The organism is Cupriavidus sp. 05L411 (assembly GCF_056398045.1).
Genome location: NZ_JBFTOQ010000049.1, coordinates 1 through 12125, shown reverse-complemented (window position 1 = coordinate 12125; position 12125 = coordinate 1). Strand labels below are relative to the sequence as shown.

The 12125-nt window shown below is 68.0% G+C and carries 11 protein-coding genes; 3 read left to right on the top strand and 8 right to left on the bottom strand.

Translation table 11 applies throughout. From position 1 onward, the window contains the following. Window positions 1-200: 200 nt before the first annotated feature. Window positions 201-680, top strand: coding sequence for a thioesterase family protein (locus AC1DQR_RS33970; protein WP_416051740.1), 480 nt, complete (start codon window positions 201-203; stop codon window positions 678-680). 4 nt (window positions 681-684) lie between these two features. Here AC1DQR_RS33970 and AC1DQR_RS33965 read toward each other — a convergent pair whose 3' ends face one another. Beyond that, window positions 685-1806 (bottom strand): tetratricopeptide repeat-containing glycosyltransferase, encoded by a 1122-nt coding sequence (locus tag AC1DQR_RS33965; RefSeq protein WP_477134598.1) that lies wholly within the window; start codon window positions 1804-1806, stop codon window positions 685-687. A gap of 266 nt (window positions 1807-2072) precedes the next feature. Between AC1DQR_RS33965 and AC1DQR_RS33960 the strand changes: the two genes are divergently transcribed. After that, window positions 2073-3323 carry a DUF1444 domain-containing protein gene (locus AC1DQR_RS33960; RefSeq protein ID WP_477134597.1) on the top strand — a complete coding sequence of 417 codons (1251 nt, stop codon included), beginning with the start codon at window positions 2073-2075 and terminating at the stop codon, window positions 3321-3323. Window positions 3324-3353: 30 nt separating this feature from the next. Here the strand turns inward: AC1DQR_RS33960 and alkB are convergent, their stop codons facing one another. The 7 genes from alkB to fliF form a co-directional block, all read right to left on the bottom strand. Further along, window positions 3354-4007 (bottom strand): DNA oxidative demethylase AlkB, encoded by a 654-nt coding sequence (gene alkB / locus AC1DQR_RS33955; RefSeq protein WP_253928368.1) that lies wholly within the window; start codon window positions 4005-4007, stop codon window positions 3354-3356. 134 nt (window positions 4008-4141) lie between these two features. Continuing rightward, window positions 4142-5620, bottom strand: a complete 1479-nt coding sequence (locus AC1DQR_RS33950) for a flagellar hook-length control protein FliK (protein ID WP_416051743.1) — start codon at window positions 5618-5620, stop codon at window positions 4142-4144. Between the two features lie 26 nt (window positions 5621-5646). After that, the gene (gene fliJ / locus AC1DQR_RS33945; protein ID WP_174425237.1) at window positions 5647-6102 is read right to left on the bottom strand and encodes a flagellar export protein FliJ; all 456 of its coding nucleotides are present in this window, start codon (window positions 6100-6102) and stop codon (window positions 5647-5649) included. Next, window positions 6095-7570 carry a flagellar protein export ATPase FliI gene (gene fliI / locus AC1DQR_RS33940; protein ID WP_416051744.1) on the bottom strand — a complete coding sequence of 492 codons (1476 nt, stop codon included), beginning with the start codon at window positions 7568-7570 and terminating at the stop codon, window positions 6095-6097. The genes fliJ and fliI overlap by 8 nt, the downstream gene beginning before the upstream one ends. Then, window positions 7563-8420 carry a flagellar assembly protein FliH gene (gene fliH / locus AC1DQR_RS33935; protein ID WP_253928365.1) on the bottom strand — a complete coding sequence of 286 codons (858 nt, stop codon included), beginning with the start codon at window positions 8418-8420 and terminating at the stop codon, window positions 7563-7565. Before fliH ends, fliI begins: the two co-directional genes overlap by 8 nt. Further along, on the bottom strand, window positions 8407-9399 hold the full coding sequence (gene fliG, locus AC1DQR_RS33930) for a flagellar motor switch protein FliG (protein ID WP_253928364.1): 993 nt from the start codon (window positions 9397-9399) through the stop codon (window positions 8407-8409). Before fliG ends, fliH begins: the two co-directional genes overlap by 14 nt. Then, window positions 9389-11098 (bottom strand): flagellar basal-body MS-ring/collar protein FliF, encoded by a 1710-nt coding sequence (gene fliF / locus AC1DQR_RS33925; RefSeq protein WP_416051746.1) that lies wholly within the window; start codon window positions 11096-11098, stop codon window positions 9389-9391. Before fliF ends, fliG begins: the two co-directional genes overlap by 11 nt. Before the next feature lie 510 nt (window positions 11099-11608). On the opposite strand from fliF, the gene fliE reads away from it, so the two are divergent. Beyond that, window positions 11609-11929, top strand: coding sequence for a flagellar hook-basal body complex protein FliE (fliE, locus tag AC1DQR_RS33920; protein WP_043353483.1), 321 nt, complete (start codon window positions 11609-11611; stop codon window positions 11927-11929). Window positions 11930-12125 lie beyond the last annotated feature (196 nt).

Below are 12125 nucleotides of genomic sequence, written 5' to 3'. Positions count from 1 at the left end.
GTCTTCTTTGCCGACGCAAAGAAGAGTGACCGGCAGCCCCCGCAGGGGGATGTCGTATGGCTGTTGGGTGCAAAAACCAGCGCCGCTAAAAGAAACAGCGACCAACCTCAAAGACCGATGTCGTACGGCCCGCAGGTCCAAAAACCAACGCCGCAAAAAGAAACAGCGACAATCACTCACATAGTTTTCCCCTTCGCATCATGGCCCGCCTAAATCTAGAATTCCCCGAAGACCAATTCTGCTACTCCACCCACCTGACGGTGCGCGTGACCGATATCAACTCCGCCAACCACCTCGGCAACGACTCGATGATCTCGATGATTTCCGAGGCGCGGGCGCGCTTTCTGTTCGACCTGCGCACGGCAGACGAGCCGGATGCGCAGACCGACCAGGTGGGCATCATCGTGACCGACCTGGCCACCACCTACCGCACCGAGGCCCATGCCCGCGATCAGTTGCTGTTCGAGGTGGGGGTGATGGATTTCAACCGCTATGGCGGCGATATCACCTTCCGCATCACGCGCCCGGCAGACCAGGCGCTGGTGGCCATGGCCAAGTCCGGCTTTGTCTTTTTCAGCTACGAGCGCAAGCAGGTCGTGCCGATGCCGGAGGCGTTCGCGCGCAAGTTCCCCAAGGTCAACTGGGTGGACCGTGGGGTGGCCAAGGCAGGCCAGGGCTGAAAAGCTACAGTCCGAAATAAGGCCGGTTCGACTGGATGCGCGTGCTTTCGGTGGGCGGGAAACGCTCCTCGATCAGCAGCTTTTGCAAGGCGGCCTTGCCTTGCGCCAGCGCGCCGACGTAGTACGCGCTGACCGTGAGTTCGTCGAGCGCGCGCCAGGCATAGACCGACGCATCGACAAACAGGGTATCGGCCGGGCAGGGCATGGCTGCGGCCTGCTGGGCGTAGAGATGCGCCTGCGCGAACTCGCCGCGCAGCCGGTGGTAGCGGGCCAGTTCGCACAGCGGCTCGGCACGCGCGGGGCGCGCCTGGTAGGCGGCGAGGTAGGCGTCGCGCACGGTGCCGGGGGCGTAGGCCGGGTTTGCCGCATGCGCGGCGTCGGCGGCAAGGCGCTCTGTCAGCACGGCGATCTGGAACAGCGCGAACCAGCGCTCCTCCTCCCAGCCGCCCATGGCCACGCGCGCCTGGTATTGCCTCAGGCTGGCTTCCAGCTTGCCGGCGTCGCGGTAGCTCTGCGCCAGGTAGAAGCAGTAGCGCGCGTTGGCCGGATCCTTGCGCAGGGCGCGCTCCAGCACTTCGATGTCGCGCAGGTAGGTCTGCGGATCGCGGGCGCGGGCGCCATCGCGCGAGACCACGATGGCGGGGCCGGGCAGGTGCTGCCAAGCGTGCGCCGGGTCCTGCGTCAGGTATTCGTGCAGCACGCCTTCCCAGCGCCAGGGCTGGGCCGCCTTGACCAGGGCGTTGCGCTGGTATTGCCAGCCGCCCAGCTCGCACTGGAAGCGGTAGCCGTCGTCGGCCAGCCGGGGCCAGCGGAATCCTTCGGGCATGCGCAGGGTTTCATCGGCATCGATGAACAGCACGTAGTCTTCGGCACCGGCCGCGCCCTCCATGCCGGCGCGCGCCAGCGCCAGGGCTTCGTTGCGGTTGTGCGCGAAATCGATCCAGGGCCGCTCATGGAGCGCGCCGGGCAGGCCCCCCATGATCTTGCGCACCAGCGCCTGGGTGCCGTCGGTGGACCCGGTGTCGACGATCGTCCAGCGGTCGATCCATGGCTTGACGGACGCGAGGCACCGGGCGATCACCGGGGCCTCGTTCTTCACGATCATGTTCAGGCAGATGCGCGTCAATTCGGGTTTCCTGTGATCCTGGGGGTGGGGTGGGGCCACGGACGGGATGGTCGGCCCGACGCCGCGGCGAGCCCAAGAATAGCGGAAAACATGGCAGCGCAACACCGCGCGGCAGGGCGCATGGCGAAGCACGGCGAGGATGCCGAAACGCCGGGACATGTACAAGTCAACCACATGGGGTAAGGTGTAAGCACTGCCATCCAGGCCAACATCCGGGTCAGTATCCGGGCCAACCTCCCCGCCAGCATCCGGGCCACGCCATCGCCATGGGTTTTTTCGATTCGCTTTTCCTGCGCAAGCCGCCGCCGGATCGTTTCGCGGCGCTGTTCATTGCCGCCGCCCGGCGCCAGGGCTTTGAGGGGCGCCTCGATTTCAACGCGGACGAGTTCCGGCTGGAGCACGGGCGCAACGCTTTTTTCAACCTCCATAACGCCTACCGGGCGTACTGCGAGGCGCCTGGCGCGCAGCGCGACAAGGCGCTGCATGGCTTCGTGGCCACCTTGTGCTCCAGCGGGCAGGCCACGCCGGCCTTGCTGTCCGAGGCCCGGCCCATGCTGCGCCCGCTGATCCGCAGCCGCTCGCTGATCGACGAGATCCGGCTGCACCACTTGCGCACGCAAGGCGATCCATCGACCTTTGATGTCGCCTACCTGCCCTTCGGCGAGGATTGCGTGATCCTGCTGGCGGTGGACTATCCGGAAACCACGTCGACGCTGCTCAGTGGCCCCTGCGCCTCCTGGCAGGTGACGCTTGGCCAGGCGCTGCAGATCGCGGGCGACAACCTGYGCGACCACACGGGCGAAGCCTTCGTCCCGGTCGCGCAGGGCGTCTACCAGGGCGCCTGGAGCGACGGCTACGAGGCCAGCCGCGCGCTGCTTCCGGATGTGCTGGAGCGGGTACCGGTACGCGGCCGCCCGGTGTTCATGATGCCAACCCGCGAGGTGCTGCTGGTCACGGGCGACCAGGATGATGCCGGGCAGTTGCGCATGGTGGAGCTCAGCCTGCAGGCGTCCCGCCAGGGCCGCACGATCTCGCCGGCCATGTTCCGCTACCAGCCCGGAGGCGTAGCGCACGCTGTGCCCACGGGGACCGAGGTGTCGCATTTCGTTCCGGCCGGCGAGGAGGCCGCACGGCACCTCGCCCATCTGGTGCGGCTGTACCGCAAGGAAGAATACGACACGCARAAGGCYGCCMTSGATCGCCTGAACGAGCGCGMCGGCGCCGATGTCTTCCTGGCCAATTACCTGCTTTATGGGCGGCAGGACGATCCGCTTACCTCGTTTTCGATTACCACCTGGACGTGCGGCGTGGAGACTTCGCTGCCACACGCGGATCGCATCGCCCTGGTACGGCCCGACGCGGCCGATGGCATGGGGCAGACGCGCGTGGTGGGCTGGCAGCAGGCGCTGGCCATGCTGGGTGACCTGATGGAGCTGGAGGCGCAATATCCCGCCAGGTATCGCGTCAAGGCGTTTCCCGACGATAGCCGGCTGGCGTTGCTCGATGAGATCGGCTGACGCTCGCCCGCCAATGCACCCGGCACGCCGTTAGCGCGTCTTGCGGAAAGTCAGGTTGATCCGCTCGCGGCCCACCAGCGCGTGATCGCCGTCGGCCAGCGGCGCAATGCCGTGGAACGCCAGCCTGGCCGGGCCACCCCATACCACCACATCGCCATGCGCCAGCCGCACGCGCAGCGGGCGCTCGGCGCGGGCAAGGCCGCCGAACAGGAACACGGCCGGCAGGCCGAGCGACACCGAGACGATGGGCGCGCGCAGGTCGAGCTCATCGCGGTCCTGGTGCAGGGAGAGCCGGGTGCCTGGCGCATAGCGGTTGAGCAGGCACGCGTCCGGCCGGAAGTCGGCAAAGCCGGCCGTGGCGGCCGCATCGCGCGCCAGCGCCAGGAAGGCATCCGGCATGCCAGGCCAGGGCTGGCCGCTGAGGGGATCGGCCGCTTCGTAGCGGTAGCCGGTGACATCCGAAACCCAGCCAAACTGGCCGCAGTTGGTCATGGCCACCGACATGCGCAGGCCGCCCGGCGTGATGAGGTGCCGCCACGGCGCTTGCGTGGCAATGGCGCGCACGTTATCCAGCAGGGTGAGTTCATGCTCGCGTGCGAAGCCGCGCAGCACTACTGCGCCGGGCACGATGGGCTCGGCGCGGGGGGCGTCCTGGGGGAGGGAATCGAACAGGTCGAAGGTCATGGCGTCCTGGCGGGCGGGGCGCGCCAGCCTTGGTGGCTGCGGCCCTGCTCTAAAACGACATGGTAAGCGCGAATGCGCTGGGCTGCGTGACATGCCCGGGCGTGTGCGCCCGAGCCTCCATCCCGCCCGGGCGGTCAGGCGAAGGTGTCGACCTCGCCGCGTGCGAGGGTGCGTGCCACCGGGGCCACGGGGCCGGCATTGACCGGGGCTGCCGGGATACCGGCCAACGTGCCAAAGCCGTTCTGCGCGTTGCCCGGCTGGCGTTGCTGCTGTTGGCCGTTGCCGGCCTGGCCGGCAAAGCCATCGGCGCCCACCGAGGTCTGGCCCAGCTGGATCCCGTTGTCGGCCAGCGCGGTGCGCAATTGCGGCAGCGCGGCTTCGACCGCGGCGCGCACGGCGGCGTGCGGCGAGACGAACTGGGCCTGGGCCTGGTCGTTGACGACGTTGAGCACGACCTTGAGCGGGCCGAGGTCGGGCGGATTGAGCTGCAGCTCGGCGGTGTGGTTGCCTTGGGTCGACAGGCGCACCATCTGCTGGCCCAGCGCTTGCGGCCACTGGCCGTCACCCACGGGCGGCGCGATCGGCAGCGAGGTGGTCGGCGACAGGCCGCCGGAGGTCGGCGCCTGGCTCGCGGCCAGGCTGCCGGCTGCCATCAGCGGCGTGACGGCGGCGGGCGTGGCTTCGGTGCTGGCCGGCTCGGCGGCGCGCATGGCTGCCGCCAGTTGCATCGGGTTGGCCGGCGCGGCGGCGGTGGCTGCCGTGGCTGCCGCGGGCGCGTTATTCTTGCCGGCATCGCCAAGCTGCAGGGGGGTCTTGTACGGCTGGCCGAGCGAGGCGTCCTGCTGCCCGGAGGAGGCCTGGCCATTGCCGCCTTGCTGGCCGGCCATGGCGGCCTTGAGGCTGGCGGCCAGGTCCGGGGCGGCCTTGGTGGCGTCGGCGCCGGGCGTTGCGGCGGGCTTGTCCGTGGTTGCCGCCTGAGTGCTGGCCGCGCTTTGCGGCACGGCCTGCAGCGCGGCGCGCTGGGACGCGATGGTGGCCAGCGTATCGGCGGCGGCCGAGGTTGCCGGTGCGGCCGCGTCGGGTGTAGCGGCCGCGGCGGTGGCGAGCGCCGGGTTCTTCATGTCCTTCAAGCCGGCTTGCGCGCCCAGGGCGGCAGTGCCGGGCAGTCCGGCCGAGCCTGGCAGCGCGCCGTTGGCTGCCAGCGCGGCAGGCTGCGCTGGCTGGGCCGGTTGCGGCGCGAGCAGGGCGGCCAACGCGGCGGCGGCGGACTGTGCGGCGGGATCCGCGGCCTGGTCCTCGGGCGTCTCGTTGTCCTTATCCTGGCGGCGTGACGGCTTGGTGGCTACCGTGCCGGACTGCGTGCCTGGCTTGGCGGCGTTGGCGTTCTGGCCGCCGGCGTCGTTGCGTGTGGACGCGTTGTTGGTGTTGTTGTTGCCGGCGTTGCTGTTATTGCTGCCATTGCTGCTGGTGCGGTCGTCGTTGCGGGCGCGCGCCAGCGCATCGCCGAACCCTTGCTGCTGCGCGTCGGCACTGCTGGTGTTGCTGCTGCTGCGCGAAGAGGCGGCTGTGGCGGCCGTGGCGGCATTGCTGACAATCTGGCTGATATCGATCATGTTCGGGCTCGGTCTGTCTGGGCGGCTTAGCGGTGGCGGCCTGCAACTTGCAGGCGGGCGGCGCGGGCTGCGTATTCGTCGGTGTCGCGTTGCTCGCGGCGCGTGCTGGCAATCTGCTCGCGCGTATCCGCGCGGGTAATGAGCGTGTCGAAGGAACTCTGGCGGCGTTTTTGCTGCTGCCAGTTGGCGCGGCCAGCGAGCAACTGGGCTTCGGCCCGGGCCAGCGCTTCGGTCTGCTGGCGGATGGCGGTATCGAGCGAGGCCAGGAATTGCGCAAAGTCCTGCCAGCGGGTGGAAGTCATGCCGTCCTGCGCGATGGCTTGCATGCGCTCGCGGTATTCCTGCCGGTACTGCGTGAGCGCGGCCAGTTGCTGCTCCGCCTGGTTGCGCAGGCCTTGCAGCCGGCCCAGCTCGCGCGCGGCTGCATCCGTATCGTTCTGGGCCAGGTCGGCCAAGGTATTCAATGCAGATGGCTTAGCCATGTTCACTCCGTTGGAAGAGACTATGCAACTGGCCGATCGAGGCGTCGTAGCCGGCGCGCTCATGGATGTCTTGCTGCAGGAAGGCCTCCATCTGCGGATGCAGGTGGATGGCCAGATCCAGCTCCGGATCGTTGCCCGGCACGTACGCGCCCACGCTGATCAGGTCACGGTTGCGCTGGTAGCGCGACATCAATTGCTTGAAGCGCCGTACCGAGGCGAACTGCGGCGGCTCGATCAGCGCCGTCATGGCCCGGCTGATCGAAGCTTCCACGTCGATGGCGGGGTAGTGGCCGGATTCCGCCAGGCTGCGCGAGAGCACGATGTGGCCGTCCAGGATGGCGCGCGCGGAATCTGCGATCGGGTCTTGCTGGTCGTCGCCTTCGGTCAGCACGGTGTAGAAGGCCGTGATCGAGCCGCCGCCTTCGGCGCCGTTGCCGGTACGCTCCACCAGCGTGGGGAGCTTGGCGAACACCGAGGGCGGATAGCCCTTGGTGGCGGGCGGCTCGCCGATGGCCAGGGCGATCTCGCGCTGGGCCATGGCGTAACGCGTGAGCGAGTCCATGATCAGCAGCACGTGGCGGCCCTGGTCGCGGAAGTACTCGGCCAGGCGCGTGGCATAGGAGGCGCCCTGCATGCGCAGCAGCGGCGAGGTGTCGGCAGGTGCCGCCACCACCACGGAGCGCGCGCGCCCTTCCGGGCCCAGGATGTTCTCGATGAAGTCCTTCACTTCGCGGCCGCGCTCGCCGATCAGGCCGACCACGATCACTTCCGCGCTGGTGTAGCGTGCCATCATGCCCAGCAACACGCTCTTGCCCACGCCGGAGCCGGCGAACAGTCCCATGCGCTGGCCGCGGCCCACGGTGAGCATGCCGTTGATGGCGCGCACGCCCACGTCGAGCACAGTCTCGATGGGCGCGCGCGACAGCGGGTTGATCTGCGTGCCGCCGAGCGTGACTTCCGTGGCAGCGGTGATGGGGCCCAGGCCGTCCAGCGGACGCCCGGCGGCATCGAGCACGCGCCCGAGCAGGCCTTCGCCCACCGGCAGGCGCTTCGAGCCCGGCTCACGCGGGGTGGTGTCGCCGCTGGGCAGCGGCGTGGGCTCGAGCGGATAGACGCGCGCGCCGGGCACCAGGCCCACCACGTCGGATTGCGGCATCAGGTAGAGCCGGTCGGCGCCGAAGCCAACGACTTCTGCCTCGGCCAGGCGCGGGCCGGTGTTCTTGCCGTGCAACTGGCCACCCGGCAGCTCGATCAGGCAATCGCTGCCGACCGGCAGGCGCAGGCCCACGGCTTCCAGCACCAGGCCGGCGGCGCGGGTCAGGCGGCCGCAGCTGCGCTTGCTGTCGATCTCGGCAATGCCGGCCGAGGCCGCGGTGAGCGCATCGCGCCAGCGCTGGCCATGCAGGCCGGCGGTGAAATCCGTATTCACCGAGGTATTGGCCGAAGTATTGGCCGAGGTATCAGGCATGCGGCGGCTCCCACGGGTCGTCACGGCCGAGCGCCTTGACCACGCGACTCCAGCGCGTGGACAGCGTGGCATCGAGCTCGCCGCTGGCGGCACTCGCCACGCAGCCGCCGCGCGCGATGGCCGGGTCGGCGCGCACGCTCCAGCCGGCGGCCTGGAGCTCGCCCGTCAGGTGGGTTTCCACCAGCGTGACATCTTCGGGATTGAGCAGCAGGCAGGGCGAGCCGGACAGCGCCGGCTCGGCAGCGAGCAGTTCGCGCACCGCTGGAAGCAGCACGGCGGGATCGGCCTGCACGGCCTGCTGCACGAGCTGGCGCGCCACATCCAGCGCCAGTGAAATCAAGGTCTGGGCCACTTCTTCGTCAACGCGGCCAAGCGCGTGGCTGAAGGTGGCGGCCAGTTGCTGCAGGTGGGCGGCTTCGGTGCGTGCGCCTTCCAGGCCGCGCGCATAGCCTTCGCGGTGGCCGTCGCCGTAGCCCTGGGTCTGGCCCTGGGTATAGCCCTGGGCGTAGCCTTCCTTGCGCGCGCCTTCACGCATGGCGTCGAGCGCGGCAAAGTCGATGGGGGGCGGTGCGGGCTCCAGCGGCATGAACTCCGCCGGAGCGGGCGCGGCCTTGCGCGGATCCAGCGAGACCATCTGCCAGCGCTGCCAGCCGTTTTTCTGCGGGGCGCGGCCCGCTGGCGCGGCAAAGCTTTCGAAGCCAGCCTGGCGTGGCGCGCCGCGGTTGCCCGCTGCGCGGCCATCGCCGGCATCGCTGGCATGATCGCCGCGAAGCTCGCTGCGACCATCGACAAAATCGCTGTCCGAGGCAAGGCCCCGGAACTGGCGCAGGGCACGTTCAGACGTAGGCATCGTCGCCACCACCGATTACAACTTCGCCGGCTTCGGCCAGGCGTCGTACCACCTGGAGGATGTTCTTCTGCTCGGCCTCGACTTGCGAGACCCGTACCGGGCCCAGCGCTTCGAGGTCTTCGCGCAGCATTTCGCCGGCGCGGGTCGACATGTTGCGGATGAACTTGTCGCGCAACTCCACCGGCGCGCCCTTGAGCGCGACGATGAGCGATTCGGTGGCCACTTCCTTGAGCACGCGCTGGATGCCGCGATCGTCGACTTCCATCAGGTTCTCGAACAGGAACATCTCGTCGATGATCTTCTGCGCGAGGTCGCCGTCGTGCAGGCGCACGCCTTCGATCACCGCTTCTTCGTGGGCCGTGCTCATCAGGTTGATGATCTCGGCCGCCGTACGCACACCGCCCATGCGGCTGCGCTTGAGGCTCTGGCCCGCCAGCAGCTTGGTCAGCACATCGGTCAGTTCCTGCAGGGCGCCAGGCTGCACGCCGCCGAAGGTGGCGATCCGCAGGATCACGTCCTGGCGCAGGCGATCGGTGAACATGGCGATGATCTCGGACGACTTCTGCCGGTCCAGGTGGATCAGGATGGTGGCAATGATCTGCGGGTGTTCGTCGCGGATCAGTTCTGCCACCGAAGTGGAATCCATCCAGTTCAGCGAGTCGATGCCGGCGCCCGGGTCGCGGGACTCGAGGATGTCCTCGATCACCGATACCGCGCGCTCCTCGCCCAGCGCCTTGTTCAGCACGCTGCGGATGAAGGCGCTCGAGTCCACATTCAGCGCGAGATACTGCTCGGTCTCCTGGCGGAACTCGGCCAGCACGGCGGACATCTGCTCGCGCGTCACCGAGTTGAGCGTGGCCATGGCCGAGCCCAGGCTCTGCACTTCGCGGGGGCCAAGGTGCTTGAATACTTCTGCTGCGGCGTCTTCACCGAGCGACATCATCAGGATGGCGCTCTTCTGCAATCCTTCATCGGTCATCGCTAGCCATCCAGTTTTTGATCACACTAGCAACCAGGCGCGGGTCGCGCTGCGCGGCGTCACGCACCAGGGCGAGATCGCTTTCATATTTAGCGGCAAGCCGGAGGACTTCCGGATTTGCCGGCTCTTCAGGCGGCAACAAAATGGCTTCGTTGTCGGCCGACTTTTCCTGTGGCGGCGGCAGGGGCGGCGCGGTGTACTTGCGCAGCACCGGACGCGCTACCTTGAACCACACGAACAGCGCCAGCAGTGCCAGCAGCAGGTAGCCGGCGGCGGTCTTGGCCAGGGCGATCATTTCCGGCTGCTTCCACAGCGGCAGTTCCGGCTTGATGTCGTTGTCCAAGGTGAACGGGCTGTTGACCACATTGAGCGAGTCGCCCCGGTCGGCCGAGAAGCCCATGGCTTCCTTGGTCAGGTTCTCTATCTGGGCGAGCTGCGCGGCGGGCAGGGCTTCAGACACCATCTTGCCGTTGGCGCCCGCCTTTTGACGGTAGTTGACCACCACGGCCACCGACAGGCGCTTTACGCCGCCCGGTGCCTGCTGCACATGGCGCACGGTACGGTCGAGCTCGTAGTTGGTGGTGGAGTCGTGGCGGTTGCTGCTCGGGCCGGTCTGGGCCGTGGCGGTGGCGCCGCCCTGGGCCTGGCCCGCGGCCTGGCCTTGCTGGCCGGGCTGCTGCCCCGGCTGGTTCGGCTGGCCCGGGCGCGGCGGCTGGGCCGTGGCGATCGGGGCCGTGGCCGGTGCCGGTGGCTGGTTGGACAGCGCGCCAGGCACGCCGCCGACCGGCGCTGCGCCTTGCTGGCTCGATTCGCTCGATTGCTGGCTGCGAATGGCGGCGCGGGTTGGGTCCTGGTTCGGCTTGTAGGACTCGTCCGTGTGCTCGACGATGGAGAAGTCCACGTCAGCGGTCACCTGCGCCTTCACGTTGTCCTGGCCGAGGATCGGCGCCAGGATGGCCTCCACGCGCTGCGCGTAGTTGCGCTCCAGCGTCTGCACGTACTTGATCTGGCCGGCGTCGAGCATGCGCTCATTGGTGCCGCTGCCGGACAGCAGGTTGCCATGCTGGTCGACGATGGAGATGGCCTTGGGCGTGAGCTCCGGCACGCTGGACGAAACCAGGTGGCCGATCGCGGCGACCTGGCCGTCATCGATGGCGCGGCCCGGGTAGAGTTGCAGCACGATCGAGGCGGTCGGCTTCTGGCGTTCGCGCACGAACAGCGTCGGCTTGGGAATGGCCAGGTGCACGCGCGCCGACTGCACCGCCCCAATCGATTCGATCGAGCGGGCCAGCTCGCCTTCCAGGCCACGCTGGTAGTTGACCTGTTCGGCAAACTGGCTGATGCCGAATTTCTGCGTGTCCATCAGTTCCATGCCCGTGGTGCCGCTCTTGGGCAAGCCCTGCGAAGCCAGGCGCAGCCGCGTTTCGTGGACTTTCTCGGAGGGCACCATCACCGCACCGCCGCCTTCGGCGAACTTGTACGGCACGTTCATCTGCTGCAGGGAGGCGATGACGGCACCGCCGTCGCGCTCGGACAGATTGCTGTAGAGCACCTTGTAGTCCGGCGCACGCGACCAAAGCACACCCACCGCGATAGCCGCGGCGAGGGCCGCGCCGCCCAGCATCAGGGGCAGGCGCGGATTGGTCTTGAGTCGCTCGAACAGCTCGGACTTGTTCGACAGGGCTGCCACGGCGTTCATGCGCGCGCCCCCGTCACGGCCGGGCCGGCATGGGTCAGGATCGGCTGGGCCGGATGGCGGGCGACGCTCTGGCTGCCCTGTCCACCCCGGCTGGCCTGGCTAACCCTGGCTTCGGCATGGCTAAGATCACGCTGCTGACAAAACACGCGTACTCCCCGCGATAGTTGATGAGATTCGGGTCCGGACCGGGCGCGCAAAGGTAAGCGGCATCCCAGATTCGGCACGGTATCGATGATCATCCAAGGCGGGTGCCGACAATCCGGCGAATAGGCCTCGTTTTCCACCCGAATTCCCGCAATGGCCCAGGTGACGCCGCGAGTACGCTTCGGGGGCTGGCACAGGCGGCGCGCGCGGATGCGGTATTTGTGGCATAGGCGGCGCATTGCGCCAGGTTTGCCGGCAGCGGCGCGGGCGATTGCCCGGCGCAACCTTATTGACTCATTTTTGAACCGGTTTCCCCCGGGGCGGGCTTCGGCTGGCGAGGGCGGGGCGGGTTCCAAGCGGATCGCCATGACTACCATCTCTTCTATCGACGGCATGTTGCAGCAACTGCGCGGGCTGGCCCAGAGCGCCACCGGGCAGGAAAGCCAGGCTTCCGCCGTTTCCTCCGGCGGTTTTGCCGGCGAGCTCCAGCGTTCGCTGGCGCGCATCAGCAACGTGCAGGAGAAGGCTTATGGGCAGGCTGAGGCGTTTGAGCTTGGCAAGCCGGGTGTGTCGCTCAACGATGTGATGATCGATATGCAGAAGGCTAATGTTTCGTTTCAGACCGGGGTACAGGTTCGGAACCGGTTGACGGCGGCTTATCAGGAAATGATGAATATGACGGTTTGAGGGGAGTGGGTTTTGCTTGTGGCTACTTAACGTCAAAAGCAACGGCAGTTTCACCACCCCTGCGGGGCGGCGACCTACTTTCTTGTCTTGCCAAGAAAGTAGGCAAAGAAGGCGCGCCGGATGGGGCGACTACCCCCTCGGGCTTCGGCGAAAAGAGCGGCCGGGACCCAAACTCGCATCGCCTTAAGGCGATACT